This is a genomic window from Hyphomonas sp. L-53-1-40 (genome assembly GCF_000682775.1).
Taxonomy (GTDB): Bacteria; Pseudomonadota; Alphaproteobacteria; order Caulobacterales; family Hyphomonadaceae; genus Hyphomonas.
Window position 1 is genome coordinate 38,745 of the sequence record NZ_AWFI01000012.1, and the last position, 18,009, is coordinate 56,753.

General features: G+C 57.7%; 15 protein-coding genes, 1 tRNA gene and 2 pseudogenes. 10 read left to right on the forward strand and 8 right to left on the reverse strand.

Annotation, left to right across the window (positions count from 1 at the left end):
- Positions 1 to 169: 169 nt before the first annotated feature.
- Complete coding sequence (locus tag L53_RS06095) at positions 170 to 988, reverse strand: hypothetical protein (RefSeq protein WP_034813278.1); 819 nt, start codon at positions 986 to 988, stop codon at positions 170 to 172.
- A 210-nt stretch (positions 989 to 1,198) separates the two neighbouring features.
- Positions 1,199 to 1,288 (reverse strand) — tRNA-Ser (locus tag L53_RS06100).
- A 194-nt stretch (positions 1,289 to 1,482) separates the two neighbouring features.
- Between L53_RS06100 and L53_RS06105 the strand changes: the two genes are divergently transcribed.
- The 4 genes from L53_RS06105 to L53_RS06120 all read left to right on the forward strand — a co-directional run bounded on the left by L53_RS06105 (position 1,483) and on the right by L53_RS06120 (position 7,289).
- Positions 1,483 to 2,424, forward strand: coding sequence for a 2-oxoglutarate and iron-dependent oxygenase domain-containing protein (locus tag L53_RS06105; protein ID WP_034814222.1), 942 nt, complete (start codon positions 1,483 to 1,485; stop codon positions 2,422 to 2,424).
- Between the two features lie 148 nt (positions 2,425 to 2,572).
- Positions 2,573 to 4,939: a glycoside hydrolase family 3 N-terminal domain-containing protein gene (locus tag L53_RS06110; protein WP_034813280.1), complete on the forward strand. Its 2,367-nt coding sequence runs from the start codon at positions 2,573 to 2,575 to the stop codon at positions 4,937 to 4,939.
- Complete coding sequence (locus tag L53_RS06115; protein WP_084333169.1) at positions 4,936 to 5,928, forward strand: SMP-30/gluconolactonase/LRE family protein; 993 nt, start codon at positions 4,936 to 4,938, stop codon at positions 5,926 to 5,928. Before L53_RS06110 ends, L53_RS06115 begins: the two co-directional genes overlap by 4 nt.
- On the forward strand, positions 5,919 to 7,289 hold the full coding sequence (locus L53_RS06120; protein ID WP_084333171.1) for a GntP family permease: 1,371 nt from the start codon (positions 5,919 to 5,921) through the stop codon (positions 7,287 to 7,289). Before L53_RS06115 ends, L53_RS06120 begins: the two co-directional genes overlap by 10 nt.
- On the opposite strand, the gene L53_RS06125 is transcribed toward L53_RS06120, so the two are convergent.
- Together L53_RS06125 and thiS are read right to left on the reverse strand one after the other, a co-directional pair.
- Entirely contained in the window at positions 7,290 to 8,060 is a 771-nt protein-coding gene (locus tag L53_RS06125) for a thiazole synthase (RefSeq protein ID WP_255342002.1), read from the reverse strand.
- Between the two features lie 60 nt (positions 8,061 to 8,120).
- On the reverse strand, positions 8,121 to 8,333 hold the full coding sequence (gene thiS / locus L53_RS17290; protein ID WP_034813282.1) for a sulfur carrier protein ThiS: 213 nt from the start codon (positions 8,331 to 8,333) through the stop codon (positions 8,121 to 8,123).
- A 64-nt stretch (positions 8,334 to 8,397) separates the two neighbouring features.
- Here thiS and L53_RS06135 point away from each other — a divergent pair, with 64 nt between their 5' ends.
- From L53_RS06135 to aat, 4 genes and pseudogenes are all read left to right on the forward strand, one after another.
- Positions 8,398 to 8,832, forward strand: coding sequence for a type II 3-dehydroquinate dehydratase (locus L53_RS06135; RefSeq protein ID WP_034813284.1), 435 nt, complete (start codon positions 8,398 to 8,400; stop codon positions 8,830 to 8,832).
- A 15-nt stretch (positions 8,833 to 8,847) separates the two neighbouring features.
- A pseudogene (gene accB / locus L53_RS17720) lies at positions 8,848 to 9,289 on the forward strand (acetyl-CoA carboxylase biotin carboxyl carrier protein).
- Position 9,290: 1 nt separating this feature from the next.
- Positions 9,291 to 10,661, forward strand: a complete 1,371-nt coding sequence (gene accC, locus L53_RS06145) for an acetyl-CoA carboxylase biotin carboxylase subunit (protein WP_034813286.1) — start codon at positions 9,291 to 9,293, stop codon at positions 10,659 to 10,661.
- 76 nt (positions 10,662 to 10,737) lie between these two features.
- A complete protein-coding gene (aat, locus tag L53_RS16730) occupies positions 10,738 to 11,415 on the forward strand; it encodes a leucyl/phenylalanyl-tRNA--protein transferase (RefSeq protein ID WP_084333173.1) in 678 nt (225 codons plus the stop codon).
- On the opposite strand, the gene L53_RS06155 is transcribed toward aat, so the two are convergent.
- From L53_RS06155 to L53_RS06165, 3 genes are read right to left on the reverse strand one after another with little or no spacing between them, the layout of a single operon-like run.
- Positions 11,328 to 11,804: a DUF2155 domain-containing protein gene (locus tag L53_RS06155; protein WP_051607657.1), complete on the reverse strand. Its 477-nt coding sequence runs from the start codon at positions 11,802 to 11,804 to the stop codon at positions 11,328 to 11,330. The two genes, aat and L53_RS06155, sit on opposite strands and share 88 nt — an antisense overlap.
- Complete coding sequence (locus tag L53_RS06160) at positions 11,804 to 12,331, reverse strand: outer membrane lipid asymmetry maintenance protein MlaD (RefSeq protein WP_034813290.1); 528 nt, start codon at positions 12,329 to 12,331, stop codon at positions 11,804 to 11,806. The genes L53_RS06155 and L53_RS06160 overlap by 1 nt, the downstream gene beginning before the upstream one ends.
- A complete protein-coding gene (locus tag L53_RS06165) occupies positions 12,324 to 12,716 on the reverse strand; it encodes an NADH:ubiquinone oxidoreductase subunit NDUFA12 (protein WP_034813292.1) in 393 nt (130 codons plus the stop codon). The genes L53_RS06160 and L53_RS06165 overlap by 8 nt, the downstream gene beginning before the upstream one ends.
- A 196-nt stretch (positions 12,717 to 12,912) precedes the next feature.
- Between L53_RS06165 and L53_RS06170 the strand changes: the two genes are divergently transcribed.
- The gene (locus L53_RS06170) at positions 12,913 to 15,168 is read left to right on the forward strand and encodes a hypothetical protein (protein ID WP_051607658.1); all 2,256 of its coding nucleotides are present in this window, start codon (positions 12,913 to 12,915) and stop codon (positions 15,166 to 15,168) included.
- Between the two features lie 160 nt (positions 15,169 to 15,328).
- The gene (locus tag L53_RS06175) at positions 15,329 to 16,069 is read left to right on the forward strand and encodes a pentapeptide repeat-containing protein (protein WP_051607659.1); all 741 of its coding nucleotides are present in this window, start codon (positions 15,329 to 15,331) and stop codon (positions 16,067 to 16,069) included.
- 75 nt (positions 16,070 to 16,144) lie between these two features.
- Here L53_RS06175 and aspS read toward each other — a convergent pair.
- A pseudogene (gene aspS / locus L53_RS06180) lies at positions 16,145 to 17,952 on the reverse strand (aspartate--tRNA ligase).
- Positions 17,953 to 18,009 lie beyond the last annotated feature (57 nt).

Here is an 18,009-nt window from a genome sequence, read left to right on the forward strand (position 1 = left end):
ACCGTCCGAACCGGCCCTGCGCGCATATATTCATGGCGCGCAGGGTCTTTTCGCCATGCTCCTGTTCCGCCATAACTGTACTATAGACCAATCAGCGAGACACCGGATCAAGCTATGAATTGATGATCAGGTGTCTCGGTGATTATTCGACCTTACACGTCTCAACCACCTATTCAGTAGAGCAACTATAATTTGCGAGCTGTTGGGAGACTTCCGGGATCCAGACATTCCGTTCCACGTCGGTCAGGGCTTCAGATGCCTCTAATGGGGTCAGCTCCCCCATGGATTCTTGCAGCGCATCGCAGGCTTTGGTGCCGAGGCCGAGGCCGAGCCTCTGATACACAATAGCTGCAGTTTTCAGCGTGCCGGCGAGATCTCTCCGGTGCCCGGCTGTATCCGGGAAATCTGCGATCACCCGGCGGCGAATATCCAGCGCCTCCATAGTGGCTGACAGGGCTGCGTCCCGATCTCCGAATTCGGATTCGACCCGGCCGTCCATTTCAAGCTGAGTGGCGACAAAGGCCCGGGAGGCCGCATCCTTCGGATCTCCCTCTCGAAGCGTTTGCGCAATCCGGACGGCTTCCTTGCTCGTTCGCAGAGCCTGGTCGCCTTTTCCCGTCTTTAGGTAGGACATCACGAGCGGGCTGAGGGTCGTCATTTTCTGGAGATTGTAATAATAGCCGGCAGTGTCCTCTGCGAGGATCTTGTCATAGGCCTTTACGGCATATTCGAACGGCGGGATGGAATCTTCCCAGTGCTGGGTATCTGAAAGTCCTTCACCTTCCAGCCGGGCAAAATAGGCGAGCCTGGACAGACGGCGGCGTGGCTCTTCTTCATATTCGCTCGCGGTCAGTTCGTCCCGATAGCGCCGGGCTTCGGCGATGGCGGTCTCATACTCGTTTCGGTACATCAGGATCTTCACCCTGTCCGTTCGGGAATTCCAGAGCCGGAAGAAAAGTCTCGTCTCATCAGCATCCGGCAGGACCATGCCGCGCTCGATGAGGTGGTCCAGCCTTGGTGTTAAAATCCAGCGGAGGTTAATTGCGAATCCAAAAGTGTCGAAACGGGAGGCGCTAGTCCAACAGAAATGACATCTGTGCCAGCCGTCCTACAAACTCTAAGGTTGGCGTCCTACACTCGAAAGCGACGCCGGACTATCATATTGTTTTTATTGATTAATATATCTGGAAACAGTTGCTGGCGGAGAGGAAGGGATTCGAACCCTCGATACGCGTTAACGTATACGCCCTTAGCAGGGGCGCGCCTTCAGCCACTCGGCCACCTCTCCAGCGCGGAATATGGGGTCTAGAGAAACCCCATCCTGATCGCAAGCCCCTGAATTCGGTGGAGCCGTCAAAATCTCCACAAAAGCTGGCCTACCCTGATTACACGCGCAACTGCTACATATGCGGCGTTACGTATGGTCGCCCCATCCCTCTGTGCTAATCTCCCTTCTAAATCTTGCCAGAGACCGCGATAATGATGACCGACTATTTCAAACCCGTCCCGTTCGACCTGTTCAAATCCGATAAAAAAGCGTTCGGAGATGCGCTCTGCCGCTCCTTTCGAGAGACAGGGTTCGCAGTGGTGTCCGGCCATACAGTCGATCAGGGCGTGATTGACCGCAATCTGGATGCGACCAAGGCTTTCTTTGCTCTGCCGGACGCGGAAAAGCTGAAATATGACGGACGCCAAGGGGGTGGCCAGCGCGGCTATACGGCCTTTGGCACGGAGAATGCCAAGGGCAACGCTCATGCCGACCTCAAGGAATTCTGGCATACCGGTCGCGCCCTGCCGGAGGACAGCCCCTATCGCGCGACGATGGCCGATACACCCAGCGTTAGCGAAGTGCCTGCTTTTGACGAAGCCACAACCGCACTTTTTGATGCGCTGGATGAAATGGGCCGGGAAATTCTGGAAGGTGTCGCCTTGCATCTTGGGCTCGCCGAGGATTGGTTCGACGACAAGGTCAATTTTGGCAACTCGATCCTGCGTCTGCTCCACTACCCCCCGCAGCAAACTCCTCCACCCGCAGGCACGGTCCGCGCGGGCGCGCATGAGGATATCAACGTCATCACGCTTTTATTGGGTGCTGAGGAGGCCGGCCTCCAAGTTCTGCACAGTTCAGGCGAATGGCTGGACGTTAATCCGCCCGCTGGCGCGCTGGTCATCAATTGCGGAGACATGCTACAGCGCCTGACGGGCGGCGTACTGCCGTCGACAACGCACCGCGTGCTTAACCCATCTGCCGAGCGCGCAAAATTCCCGCGCTACTCGACGCCCTTCTTTCTGCACTTCAATCAGGATTACCTGATCGAAGCGCTACCTGGCTGTGTCGCTGAAGGCGGCAAAGCCGAAGCCCCGATCACGGCTCAGGATTATCTCATGGAACGGCTCCGCGAGATCGGCCTCGTAAAGGCCTGACGTAGACCTAATGCTCCGCTGCACTAAACGGTCACAGACATCGAACACTCTTTTGGACGCGAAAATGTTAGCGTTGACATAAATACCCACTCCCCCAATGATTGCGCTAACGAAACGCGGTCGACGCGACACTTATGGGGAGGGAATTATGACCGATGCTTACACGGGCACGAAGCGCCGGCTTGCGATTGGTGCCTTGGCGACCACCTTGTTGGCGACCGCTTGCGCCACGCCTGTACAAGCGCCTACCGCACCCGCTGACACCGTCGTTTCCGACATTTCGGAGGCCAGAGCCTGCACGCCGAATATGAGCCTGACGAGTGCGTCACAGCGCGTGCGGTCATTGGTGGCACAGATGACCATTGATGAAAAACTCGGTCAATTGAACCAGGCCGCAGGTGGCCGCAGCAAGTCACTGAATTCAAAGCTCACCCCTGAAGAACTCGGCAAAGTCCGGAATGGCAAGATCGGCTCCTATCTTCATGTTGCGGGCGCTGAGCCGCTGGGAAAGCTCCAAAAGGTCGCCATTGAAGAAAGCCGTCTGGGCATCCCGCTCCTCTTTGCGATGGACGTAGTACACGGCTACCGAACGATTTTTCCGGTACCACTGGCCATGGCGGCATCATGGGATCCAGGCGTCTGGCGGGAAGCCGCCGCCGTCTCCGCTGACGAGGCATCGTCGGCAGGCCTTCACTGGACGTTCGCCCCGATGGTCGACATTGCGCGTGACCCGCGCTGGGGCAGAATTGTCGAGAGTGCTGGTGCAGACCCATATCTGGGGTCTCGTATGGCAGTCGCGCAGGTCGAGGGCTATCAGGGCGAAAGCCTGGCAACCCCAAACACCATTCTCGCTGCGACGAAACACTTCGGCGCATATGGTGCCCCAACTGGCGGCCGCGACTATGGGTCTGCTGACATCAGCGAGCAAAGCCTGTTCGAAACCTACCTACCGCCCTTCTACGCCGCCACCAAGGCTGGCACCGGCTCCATGATGACGGCGTTCAATGATGTCGCCGGGGTTCCGTCCACAGCCAATGAATATCTGATCGATGATGTATTGCGCGGCGAGTGGGGCTTTGACGGCATGATCGTGTCCGACTGGAATGCAGTCGCTGAATTGATGAATCACGGCGTGGCCGAAACCGAAGAACAGGCGGGAGTGCTTGCCCTGCGCGCGGGCGTCGACATGGACATGACCAGCATGGTCCTGCCAACCAGAATCAAGACCGCTGTGCAGTCAGATGAATGCCTGACACATGATCTCGACGCGGCAGTTGCCCGCATACTGACGACAAAAGAGCGATTGGGCCTGTTTGACAAACCGATGGCCTATCACGATGCAGAACGGGAAAAGACAACTCTGCTGAGCCATGAATTCCGACGCGCAGCACGCGAAGCCGCGGTGAAATCCACGGTGCTTTTGAAGAATGAAAACCAGGTTCTGCCTCTCTCCAAATCTCCTCAGAAAATCGCCGTTATTGGTGCCTTGGCGGAAGACCAGCTGACTCAGCTCGGCTCTTGGCGTGCACAGGGCAAGGTCGAGGATGTCGTCTCATTGCTTGAGGGCCTGCAGCAAAACGCTCCTGACGGCACCACCATCACATATGCAGCCGGAGCGCATCCTTCAAAAAATGCGGATTCTTCTATTGAGGCTGCTGTGGACATTGCGTCAGCCGCCGATCACATCCTCTTGGTGATCGGGGAGGATTTCGACCTGTCCGGGGAAGCGCGCAGCCGCTCAGATATTGCCCTTCCCCTGAACCAGTCCGCCCTCGCCGCGGCGATGTTTGAGATCGGCAAGCCCGTTACGATCATATTGGTGACGGGACGGCCGCTCGCAATGGAACAGGAAGTTGGAGCCGCTGATGCCGTGCTCAACACATGGATGCTGGGCATTGAAGCCGGAAACGCGCTGTCTGACGTGATATGGGGTGATGTCTCCCCTGCGGGTCGCCTACCTATCGAATTTCCGCGACGCACCGGTGCGGTGCCGCATACCTATTCCGAATATCCCGGTGGGCGCCCCGCTGACCCGGACCTGTCGAAAGACACGAACCGGTTCATCGATATTCCGATCACGCCGCTTTTCCCCTTCGGTCATGGACTGACCTATTCCAGCTTCAAATATGGTGACCTGATCGCAACAACCGATGCAGATGAATTCACCCTGAGCGTCAAGGTCACAAATTCCGGAGACGTCGATTCCGATGAGGTAATTCAGCTGTATATGCGTGATCCGCTCGCCACGATTGCCCGACCGAAACGAGAACTGCGCGGATTCAAGCGAGTCCATATCCCTACTGGTGAATCCCGCACAGTGAGCTTCACCCTGACCCCCGACCAGATGGCGTACTACACGGCAGGGGACGGCTGGATCGTAGAACCCGGTAAGATCGAATTCATGGTGGGTGCATCCGCTGACGACATTCGGGCGCGCGCGGAGGTCATCATTGATCAGGCTTACCACACGAACGTTCCAGCCAGCGCAATTGCCACAAGGACACATGTAGAATGAAACAAACGCGACGTGGCTTCATGGGGTCTGCCGCCGCAGCCACCCTGATTTCGGCTTGCAATCCCGATCTCGAGATCTTCGATGCGGAAGCCCATTCCCTGTTGGATATTTCCGCAAGACTGGAGGTTTTGGCCTCCGGTTACACATGGAGTGAAGGGCCGGTCTGGGATCGCGCACGCAACAGCCTGTATTTTACCGATGTACCGGAGAACATTGCGTGGAAATGGTCAGAAGCCAGCGGCGCGACGGAATTCCTGGCCCCTTCGGGCGTTGCACGTGAGCAGGCGACGGGTTTCCGCGAACCGGGCGCCAACGGATTGGCTATCTCTCACGATGGCTCACTTCTCATCTGCAACCATGGTCGTCGCGCGGTCGAAAGAATGGACTTCGAAACCGGGCATCGTAAGATCATCGCCGCCACGTTCAATGGCAAGAAGTTCAACAGTCCAAACGATGTTGTCGAAGCGCCTGACGGAAGCCTGTTCTTCACCGATCCGCCCTATGGGCTGGAGGGCATGAATGACTCTCCCCTGAAGCAGCAAGATGCCAACGGCGTGTACCGTCTGTCACCAGATGGAAAAATCACCCGGCTTATCGATACAATGACTTTCCCGAATGGTATCGTACTGTCACCAGACAGCCAGACGCTTTATGTCAGTCAATCGGATCCCGACCAGCCGGTCATACTGCGCATGGCACCTGATGGTTCTTCCAGTTCGGTGCTTTTTGACGCCAAGCCGTTCATGTCCGACACGGCTCCGGGCCTGCCGGACGGGATGGCTGTGACGCGTTCGGGTCACATCTTTGCAACGGGCCCGGGCGGCGTGTTCCTTCTGGCCTCGGACGGCAAACCCCTTGCCCGGATCAACACCGGCAAGGCAACTGCCAATTGCTGCTTCGGCGACGCAGACGGCCGCACACTTTACATGACCGCACATGACACACTCATGCGCATCAGAACGACATCAATTGGCCTCGCATGGAGCTGACCGAAGCGCTCCTCGTCTACCGCCCCCTGCTGGCAACCGTGTTTGGCATTGCGGCGCTGCTTGCGCTGATATTGCGCGCACGGATGAATGCCTTCGCGGCCCTGCTACTGGTAAGCATATTCAGTGCCTTGGCCGCGGGCATGGCCCCAGAACAAGCCTTCGATACATTGGCAAAAGGCCTGGGCGGCACGCTGGGGTTCATTGCCACAGTCATCGGGCTTGGCGCGTTGTTCGGCGCGATCCTGCAGGCCTCTGGGGCGCTCGACGCTCTGGCTTCAAAACTCTCTACTTCATCCAGCTTCAAGACGAACCAATGGAAGATCGCCGGCATTGGCTTGTTGGCGTCCACACCTGTCTTTTTCGATGTTGCCCTCATCATACTCGCACCCCTGATCCTCACCATGGCTCATGAGCGCCTGAAACCCGCCATGTCTCTAGGACTTCCGCTCATGGCAGGACTAGCGGTCGGCCACGCTTTCCTGCCGCCCACGCCGGGACCGATCGCCATCGCGGAGCTGATAGGCGCGGACCTCGGCTGGGTTATCCTCTTCGGCGCAATAACAGGCTGCGTCGCGCTGGCTGTATCCGGTCCGCTCTTCGCGGCGTTTTTGGAGCAGCGCAATCGCATGCCGATCGGCAATCCGGCCTTCGAACTGGACGAAAGCAGCAATCATACAACCCGACCCATCCCACAGCCCGAACGGGCCATATTCCTGATTACGCTGCCACTCGTCCTGATTCTGTTGGGCACGCTTGCGACAATCTTGCCGGACGGCCCCATCAAATATGTGCTTGAAATCATCGGGCATCCATTCAGCGCGCTCCTGATTGCATGCGGCGCATCCTGGCTGCTGCTTTATCCAAAGACCGTCCAGAGCCGGAAATTGATGTCGGACGCGATGGCCCGCGCATTCGAGCCAACAGGCGCAGTCATCCTCGTCACTGGCGCGGGCGGCGCGTTCAAGCAGGTTCTTGTGGACACAGGCGCTGGCGAGCAGATCGCAGATGCCGCGCTTGGTCTGGGGTTTGGTCCGCTTCTGGCGGGCTATGTACTCGCCGTCATCCTGAGGCTCGCCCAAGGCAGCTCCACGGTTGCCATGATAACGTCAGCCGGCCTGACCGCGCCCATTGTGGCGATGGCCGATCTCTCCGCCCCGCAGCTAGGTATTGTGGCCATCGCGATCGCCGCGGGCGCAACAACCGGCAGCCATGTGAATGATAGTGGCTTTTGGCTCGTTGGACGGATCTTCGGCATCACGCCAGGTGAGACACTGCGTACATGGACCGTCTCCACCACGCTGATCAGCGTGGTAGGATTTTTGATGTGCCTGATCCTGTACGCAGCACTCGCGTTGTTCTGATCAGATCAGGCCCGCAAGCGGCGAACTTGGATCCGCATACGTCTTTTTTGGCATCCGCCCGGCCAGATAGGAATCTCGACCGGCGATCACCGCATGTTTCATGGCATTGGCCATCCGGATCGGATCCTTCGCGGCGGCAATGGCCGTATTCATCAGCACGCCATCACAGCCCAGTTCCATGGCAATCGCGGCGTCCGAGGCCGTTCCGACACCGGCATCGACAATCACCGGCACTCGTGTTTGCTCGACAATGAGACGGATATTGACCGGATTCATGATTCCGAGGCCTGACCCAATCAAGCTACCGAGCGGCATGATCGCGCAGCAACCTGCGTCTTCCAGCATCTTTGCATAGACCGGGTCATCAGAACAATAAACCATGACCTCAAACCCATCGGCGATCAGGGCTTTGGCTGCCTCAAGCGTCTCCGGCATGTTCGGATAGAGCGTCTTCTGGTCAGCCAGCACTTCCAGCTTCACCAAATTCCAGCCACCGGCCTCGCGCGCCAGGCGCAGCGTGCGAACGGCTTCATCCGCCGTGTAACATCCGGCTGTATTTGGCAGATAAGTAAATTCGTCCGGCTTCACAAAGTCTGTCAGCCGCTCTTCGTTCGGGTCCGACAAGTTCACGCGCCGCAAAGCCACGGTGACGATCTCCGCGCCAGCAGCCCGCGCTGCATCCGCGTTCTGTTGATAAGTCTGATACTTGCCCGTGCCCACGATCAGGCGGGAATTATAGGATTTGCCGGCGATGATAAGGGGATCTGTCAAAATTCTAACCTGTCTGGTCTGCAAGAGCTCGATGGCGCAAATAGCTGAGATCGCAAGCGATCAGCCACCACCCACGAACTGAACCACTTCTATCTTGTCGCCGTCCTCAATCACAGTGCTGGCATGCTCTGACTTCGGCACGATTTCGAGATTTCGCTCAATCGCAATGCCGCGCTGATCCCTGCCGGACTCGCCTGCCAGTTGAAGCACCAACATGGCAAGCGTCAGGCCGGGATCGACTTCGCGAGATACGCCATTGACTGTAATCAACATTCGGGTTTTCTCCGTTGACCAGCCCCCTTGCCTTGCCCGGCGTTACAGCGCAAGACGGAAGACTATGACCAAGCCCGTATATGTCCTTGGAGGCCCAAACCTCAACCTTCTCGGCTCACGCGAGCCCGAGATTTACGGGCACGAGACCCTCGCTGACATCCATGCACGTCTCGAAGCGCTGGCAGATGGAACACCGCTGGAGCTTCGCCAGACGAATCATGAAGGCGAATTGGTGGGCTGGATTCAGGAGGCATCTGAAAAGGGCGCCGCCATCATTCTGAATGCTGCAGCCTACACGCATACATCCATTGCTCTTCACGACGCGCTGAAAGCGTGCAAAACCCCTGTAATTGAAGTTCATTTGTCGAATCCTGCGGCGCGCGAAGCGTTCCGCCAGGTGAATTACGTATCCCCCGCTGTGAAGGCCACGATTGCAGGCCTTGGCGCCTATGGTTATGAGCTGGCGCTAATGGCGGCAAAGACCCTCACGGGCAAATAAGAGACCTGACATCCCATGAGCACAACGAAGAACAAGCTGGATACCGGACTTGTCCGGGAACTCGCAGCCATTCTGCGGGAAGCAGACCTTGGCGAAGTTGAAGTTGAACATGAAGGCCTACGCATCCGCGTCAGCAAACCTGCTGCGCCGGTTGTGCAGGCCGCTATGGCCGCGCCGGTCGCTGCACCGGCTCACCACCACAGACGCTCCACCTCAGACATCTGACAACGCCATCAAGTCTCCGATGGTCGGCACGGTATACCTGTCGCCTGAACCCGGTGCGAAGCAATTCGTCGGCGTTGGCGACAAGGTGAAAAAGGGCGACACGATCTTGCTCGTCGAAGCCATGAAGACTTTCAATCCAGTCGAAGCCGACAAGGCCGGTACCGTCAAAGAAATCTACGTCACTGATGCCCAGCCAGTTGAATATGGCGAAGCTCTCATTCTGATCGAGTAATATGGCTGACCAACCCGTTATCAAGAAGGTTCTCATCGCAAACCGCGGCGAGATCGCGCTGAGGATTCACCGCGCCTGCAAGGAAATGGGACTGTCCACCGTGGTCGTCCATTCCGAAGCAGACAGCGACGCCATGGCTGTGCGCCTCGCGGACGAGAGTGTCTGCATCGGGCCTGCGCCATCGTCCGAAAGCTATCTGAAGAAGTCGCAGATCCTTGCCGCTGCCGAGATCACCGGCGCGGACGCGATCCATCCGGGATACGGCTTTCTGTCGGAGAACGCCCAATTCGCCGAAATGGTCGAAGCACATGGGCTCGCGTTCATTGGTCCTACGGCCGAGCATATCCGCATCATGGGCGACAAGATCGCTGCCAAGGCCGCAATGATAGAAGCGGGCGTGCCGTGCGTACCCGGTTCAGAAGGCGCTTTGTCGTCTATTGCCGAAGCCAAGAAGGCCGCCAAGAAAATCGGCTTTCCGGTCCTCGTAAAAGCATCTGCTGGCGGCGGCGGCCGAGGCATGAAGCTCGCCAAGACTGAAGCAGACCTCGAAAATGCCGTTCGAACCGCCAAGACCGAAGCCAAGGCTGCATTCGGTGATGATGCCGTGTATCTTGAGAAATATCTTCAGGGTCCGCGTCACATCGAAGTCCAGATCATCGCTGACACGCATGGCAATGTAGCCCATCTCTGGGAGCGCGATTGTTCGCTGCAGCGACGGAACCAGAAAGTTTTCGAGGAAGCGCCCTCGCCTGCTCTGAATCAGGCTCAGCGTGAAGAGATCGGCGGCATCTGCGCCCGTGCGATGGAAAAACTTGGTTATCGCGGTGCCGGTACGGTCGAGTTCCTCTATGAAGACGGTAAATTCTACTTCATCGAAATGAACACCCGGCTCCAGGTCGAGCACCCTGTCACCGAAATGATCACAGGCATTGACCTGGTGCGCGAACAAATCCGCATTGCCGAAGGCAAGGAACTCTCTTTCCGGCAGGAAGATGTCATGCTGGTCGGTCACGCCATCGAGTGCCGGATCAATGCCGAGCACCCAAAGACGTTCGTGCCTTCCCCGGGCCTGATCACAGACTTCCACGCACCCGGCGGACCTGATGTCAGACTCGATAGTGCGGCCTATTCGGGCTACCGCATTCCTCCTCACTACGACTCGCTGATCGGCAAATTGATCGTGCACGGGCGAACCCGCCGTGAATGTATCATGCGCCTTCGCCGCGCCTTGCAGGAAATGGTCATTGGCGGAGTCTTCACGACTCTGGATCTGCATCGCGAACTCGTTGAGAATGAGGATGTACTCGAAGGTGAATACAATATTCACTGGCTCGAAAAGTTTCTTGAAAATCAAACTGATACAAAAAAGTGAGCATTTTTCACCTTTCGCGTTCCACTAGGATCGACAAAGGGTAGACATCACATAAGCCGCTGGTTCATATAATTCCATGTCACAGCGGTTTAGTTCATCCGATCTGCTTGCTTGCTATCGTCGTGGGATTTTCCCCATGGGCGATGCCCGAAATGACCCGAACTTGTTTCTGGTCGACCCTGATATGCGAGGGATCATTCCGCTTGGTGATTTCCACGTGCCCAAGCGCCTGCTCCGAAAGGTCAAGCAGGATCCGTTTCGCGTGACCATTGATCAGGCCTTTACGCGTGTAATGGAATTGTGCGCTGAGAGTGCAAAGGGGCGAGAAAGCACCTGGATCAACTCGCCCATTCTGAATCTGTACAGCTCGCTCCACCGCGAGGGCCACGCCCATTCCATCGAATGCTGGGACGGCGACAATTTGGTCGGCGGCCTTTATGGGGTGGCACTTGGCGGCGCCTTCTTTGGAGAAAGCATGTTCTCACGCGCGACGGACGCATCAAAGATCGCGCTGGTCCATCTCGTGGCGCATCTTCTCGAAGACGGTTTCGTCTTGCTCGACGCGCAGTTTCATAATCCCCACTTGGAGCAATTCGGGCTTGTTGAAATACCCCGTCAGGATTTCAAGAAACTCTTGAAAGACGCCCTCACTGTAGAGGCCAAATTCTATTCGAACTCCGCATCCTCTTCGGATGGACGTGGTGCGAGCTTCACAGGCTCCGGCGCAGCGCAGCGTATTACCCAGATATCATAGACAGGATGTTCAAGCGCGCTGAGTCCTGGCGATGAAGCATACATCCAGCCTGAAAAGAGTTCTGGATTATCTTCGCTGACGGTTTCGACATCCTCCGCATCGACAGCGGCTTCCATCGTCTCAACAGCCACAGGCTGGGTCGAGGCGATCTTTAGAAATGCTGCGCTTTCCGGCGCTTCCTCCGGCGGGGTCTGGTAACAGACCTGCAGTTCGACCTTCAGGGATCCGAAGACAACCGGCTCACCGACTTTCACGTCAATATCCGTGGAGCGGCCGGTAATCTTGTCGAGCGCGCGCAACGTGGCCGTATCCTTCTGGACGAAGGTGGCCGCGTGTCCGGCGCCCCCAACGAGGGCGGCCAATGCAAGTGCAGAGACCATGATACGCATTATTGGTAATCCTCATCCGGATATGCATCGTCTGCTGTGGCATCTGGGCTGGCCGCCGGGTCGGACGCACCATCACCACCGCTGCCTGAAGCAAAGGACGCAAACAGGGTCAGCAGGTCGACGCTGCCACGCGTATACTTGATCTCACCAGACCCATCCTGGGGGATATTGTCGAAGCTGCCACCTGGTTCCAGAGCCACATAAGCTCCGCCGAGAAGACCGTCAGTCGACACCCGGGCATCCGTATCGTCCGGCAGGGCCCATTTTTCGTCCAGGCTGAGCGTTACAACCGCTTCGAACCGCTCGGGATCACCTACGATACTTTTGACGATGCCAGCCTTCACACCGGCAATACGCACATCGGAACCGCGCGAAATGCCCGATACATTGTTGAAACGCGCCTCAAGCTCGTACTGATCGCCTTGCGACTGGGTTTCTCCACCGCGGTCGATCGCGAACCAGAGGAAGATACCAGCCACCGCGACCACGGCGGCGCCAATCAGGGTTTCGAAGAGTGATTCACGCATCGGGGTTCCATGCCTCATAGTCGCCTGATGCCTTCTGGCGTGCCATGTCAGTCGACAGGCTGCCCTTCGGCTTGGTGGCGTAAGGAGTGCCCGTCATATTGGGCTTGTGGTCCGTTTCCCATTCACGGCGCGTAAGCGGCGACTTGGTGGGCGGATCTTCGACAGTATGATGCAGCCAGCCATGCCAGTCCGCAGGCACCTTGGATGGCTCGGCCAGGCCCTTGTACATCACGTAACGACGCTTGCGCCCTTCGAGAGACGGCTTGCGCTCCTCGAAATAGCGGTTGCCGTATTCGTCGGTCCCGACATAGCCAGAGCGCCGCTTGATATCAAAAGCCGCTCCGATCGTATTGCCGCTCCACCAGGTAAAAATCTGTTTCAGCATCGTGAGGATGTCCTGACCTGTCTTGTTGGCCGTAATATGGCGTTATCCGGGCAGTTAATCCATACGGCAGCCGCAGGCAATGCGACGCACGTTTTTATGATCTGACCGCTAATTTTGCTGCCGGAATGGTTGATACCCCTGACTGGAACCGTCACGCTCGAATATGTGATTCGCTGGTGATTCGCGGGAGGGTTTGATGAAAACTGCAGAGATTGCGTCCATTGTGGAGGCCGCCGAGACTGACGGCCTGCTTTCTCCGGAGATGGAGTTCGGAACCGCCTTCCGCGCCGCGGGAAAACGGCGGCGGCCGATTACTGAAGAATCTCTGAGAAATGTTGCGTCCGCCTATGCGTCTGCTGGTTTGCTCGGCGCGTCCCAGATTGCCACCGCCGAAATGCTGGAACGTCTGGGCAATGCACCACGCAATGCAGAATTGGCGGAGGCCGTGGCATCAGGCCTGCCGCAAGACATACTTGAAGAAGCGCTGCGTCAGCCAGACGGTTTTGCACGCACGGCGGAGGCCTTGAGAATCGCCGCTGCCAATAACCAGCCTCCCCCCGCAGCAGTCTTCAGCGCAGAATCGGCCGATGCGGAATTCGACACTCTGCTATTAAGTGCCCTCAAAGAAGGCGCTGAAATCCTTCTTGCTCAGGATGACCTCGCTCCGGCACGTACCGCTTGTCGGTTGCTGGATGTCTCGCTGGCAGTCAGCCCCGATGGACTCGAAACAGATTTGTTGAGCTCTGTGGCGGAAGCAGCTGGCAAAAGCGTCGGAGACGGCCTGCTCCTGATACAGGGTCTCGGCGCAGCCGTGCTTTCGCTCGGCCTCTCCTATGATAGCGACGACGGACGTTCGGTAGCGGCTGCGATATGTGCCCTTGTAAAGGCCCATGCAGCCGGCTCATCGCTAGCGGCAAGCTATGCCAGCGTACTCGGTCTCGAGGCACGCAGAGCAACGTCCCGGAAATCCTGTACGGTTGCCATTCTGCCCATCACAGACCTCGCCGATTTGATGCCTGAATGCGAAAGCGAGGGCGCTGGGCCTGTGCGCACCGTACTGGCCTATTCCGATGACGGCCCGACCCTGGCGCGATGCGCTCGGCTGGCGATATCACGTACCGCGCCAGAATCTCTCCCAACAATATTGGACCGGGTGGCCAATTGTGGAGGTGAAGACCTGGAAGCCGCCCTTGGGGCAGACCGTTTGCGAGACCGCGGCTTCTCCGAAGCTGCCCTCGACCGGGTTACACGCGCGCTCAGCGACGGACTACCTCTGAACGCCGCCTTCTCCCGATGGGTATTGGGTGACGAGATCATCAGCGAAGATCTGAAACTGGCCCCAGAGAATTTCGATTCGGATGGTCTCGCACTTCTCTCCGCGATGGGGTTCTCCAGAAAAGATATTTCAAATGCTGAAGCTGCCGTTGACGGTACGGTCGAAGATGTTGCTACCAACGCCTTTCGCCAATGCGGGCTGAACCTTTCTGTTGGTTCAGAAGCTGAACTGGCTTTCGCGATGGCGTGTTCCGAAGCGCTTGGCGGGCAGACGACCGTCCGGGTGAATGGGCGAGACGGTCTGGATTTGGCCGACAAGGCTATCGAGGCAGGCCTGTCCGCCCTGTTGATCGGCATACGGGCATCGGCAAACGAAGAAGTGGCCGAGCGCATGGACCATATTCTCAGCCTCGCCGACGAGCTGGCGGCAGAGGCCGAGATTCCACACGAATCCCCTCAAAGCCCGGCTATCGCGGGTCACGGTCCAAATGCCCGTACCCGACTCCCTGATCGCCGAAAAGGTTATATCCAGAAGGCATCAGTCGGCGGTCACAAGGTCTACCTCCATACGGGCGAGTTTGATGATGGCGCGCTCGGGGAGATCTTCCTTGATATGCATAAAGAAGGCGCCGCTTTCCGGAGCCTGATGAACAATTTTGCGATCGCCACCTCTATCGGTCTGCAATACGGTGTGCCGCTGGAGGAATTCGTCGACGCCTTCGTGTTTACCCGGTTCGAGCCGGCTGGTGCCGTCACCGGCAATGATCGCATCACCAAAGCGACCTCCATTCTAGACTACATCTTCCGCGAACTCGCCGTGTCCTATCTCGGCCGGGACGACCTCGCCGAAGCCGATGTCACCCATGACGGCCTCGGTCGGGGCGCTGGGGACGGAACCCGCGAAACTGCAGAGTTTACGGAAGAAGCCGCCCAGTTGATCTCACGTGGCTTCTCACGCGGGCAATTGCCGGACAATATCGTCATCCTGGACAAGAAACGCGAAGAAAAGCTTTCCGGTGAGGAGGGCGACGATGAGACGTTGAACGCGCCAGCCTACCTCACCGACGCTTGCCCGAATTGTGGGAGCTTCACACTGTTCCAGATCAGCGAGGACGGGGATGCCGAGTGCGACACCTGTGGGCAGGAATTACAGGATACGAGTGAAGTTCCGTCCTGATTACTTCAACGTCATCAGTAGAAACGGATGATTCTTTCCCTGAATTTCGGTTAATCGCTGTTTTCTTAGGCATGGCGGAATTGCAACACTTCCCGTGTTTTAGGCAGTCCTTACTGTTTGTTCAGTTTGGGGTAACAAAATCAGGCGTTATCCATGTTCCATGACCCGCTTGGTACATGCACTTCTTTCCGCATCCGCCATGTCCTTTGTCGCCTTGTCGGCACAGGCACAGAGCCAAACCGTGGCTTGGTCCCCCGGTTATGCGGGTGCTTGTGGCGAGTGTGACCTTTCCGGCAAGAATTTGACTGGCTGGTCCCTCGCTGGCGGAAACTATTCCAGCGCAAACATGGAATACGCTTTCATGCGGGGTGTTCAGGCCGGCAATGCCAATTTTGAAAACGCCAATGCGACCAGCGCCGACATGCGTGGCGCCATTCTTACCTCTGCTCAATTCGCGGGAGCCATTCTGTCAGATGCACGCCTTCAGGGTATTCAGGCATCTGGAGCTGATTTTCGGAGCGCAAATGTCCGCGGCGCGAATCTTCAAACTGCCTTGCTTGTCGGAGCCAATTTTGCTTCGGCGGACCTGACGGGATCCCGGATGGAATCGGCAGACCTGTCAGGCGCCAATCTCACCGGGTCCTGGTTAAACGAAACGATCCTGGCTGGCGCCGTCTTCAACGGCTCAAACATGACCGGTTCCCAATTACGGAACGCGGCTGTGAATGGTGCCTCGTTCAAGGACGTCCGCTTCATTGACGCGGACCTGTCCGGCCTGAAAGGCGCTGACACCGCTGACTTCGAGGGCGCGTGCGTTTCGCTCAGTTCGACCCTTCCAGCGACTCTTACCCTACCGCTCTGCGGCACAGCGGTCGCCCCTGCGGCCTTTGCCAGCAAATAGATTTGTAAACTGGTTAAAGAAAAGGGCGGAGCGCTTGGCCCTCCGCCCTTTTTGATTTTGGATGCGGCGTAGTGCTTACGACTTCATCTGCGGTGCCAGGCGGATGTGTAGCTCTTTAAGCTGCTTTTCATCCACAGGGCTCGGTGCCTGCATCATGAGGTCACGCGCCTGCTGGTTCATTGGAAACAGCGTAACGTCGCGGATGTTCTCGGCATCAGCGAGCAGCATGACAATCCGGTCAACACCCGGCGCAATGCCACCATGCGGCGGCGCGCCGTAGCGGAATGCGTTCAACATGCCGCCAAATTCCGCTTCCACAACGTCGGGGCCATAGCCTGCCAGTTCGAACGCCTTCAGCATCAGTTCCGGGCTGTGGTTCCGGATCGCGCCAGAGGACAGTTCCACACCATTACAGACGATGTCGTACTGAAAGGCTTTCAGATCCAATTGCTTCTCTTCAGTGTCTGCAGCCAACAATGCCTCCATCCCGCCTTGGGGCATGGAGAATGGGTTGTGGCTGAAATCGACCTTCTTGTTGTCCTCGTCGTATTCGTACATCGGGAAGTCGACGATCCAGCAGAGGCGGAACACGCCGTCCTCGATCAGGTTCAGCTCTTCGCCAACCTTTGTCCGCGCGGCACCCGCAAGCTTGTAGGCGTCGCTTTTCTTCCCGGCCGAGAAGAAGATGCCGTCGCCAGCCCCCAGACCGAGCTTCTCAAGAAGCGCAGCAAGATGGGCAGGTTCGAAATTCTTAAGCACAGGATCCTGGCTGTCGACACCGCCGCCATCAGCCTCTTTGAGGCGCGCATAGCCGAGGCCGGGCGCCTGCATTTCCTTCTTCGCCCACTTGTCGAGTTCGTCGAAGAATTTGCGGGATTTCTCCGCAGCCGCCTTGGGTGCTGGGATCGCGATCACGCGACCACCCCCGCCGATGATCTTCGCGAAGATGCCAAAGCCGGTCTTGCTGTCATCCTCGAAGAATTCGGAGACATCCGCCAGTTCGATCGGGTTGCGAAGGTCCGGCTTGTCGGAGCCGTACTTCGCCATGGCCTCGGCATATGGGATGCGCGGGAACGCGCCATCCGGAACTTTTCGGCCCTTGCCTTCCCAGTTTGCGAACTCTTCGAACACACCCGCCATGACCGGCTCAATCGCATTGAACACGTCTTCCTGCGTGACGAAGCTCATCTCGATATCAAGCTGATAGAACTCGCCCGGTGAGCGATCGGCGCGCGCGTCTTCATCGCGGAAACAAGGCGCAATCTGGAAGTAGCGGTCGAACCCCGACACCATCAGCAATTGTTTGAACTGCTGCGGCGCCTGCGGCAGCGCGTAGAACTCGCCCGGATGGATACGGCTCGGCACGAGGAAGTCGCGCGCGCCTTCAGGGCTCGACGCCGTCAGGATCGGCGTCTGGTATTCCGTGAAGCCCTGTTCGAGCATGCGGCGGCGCAGGCTGGCGATCACCTGGCTGCGCAGGATCATGTTCTTGTGCAGCGTCTCGCGGCGCAAATCGAGGTAGCGATGCGTCAGGCGGATCTCTTCCGGGTAGTCCGGCTCACCAAACACCGGCAGCGGCAGCTCGGCGGCTTCCGACTGGACGGTTCGCCTGTAGCAAGGTTGGGGTTCACGAGGCTCTCATCCCGCGCAACAACCTTGCCTTCCAGCGTGATAACGCTTTCCGCGCGCAACCGCTCAACCGTACCAAACCCCGGCGAACCAGGATTGAATACAATCTGCGTAAGACCGTAATGATCGCGCAGGTCGATGAACATAACCCCGCCATGATCACGGCGGCGGTGAAGCCAGCCAGACAGTTTTACAGTTTCCCCGACATGGGACTTACGAAGTTCCCCGCAGGTATGGGAGCGGTAGGCGTGCATCGGAAACTCTCTCCGGAAATTCGATCCAACAGAAATAAAGGCGCGAAAGGCATTCAA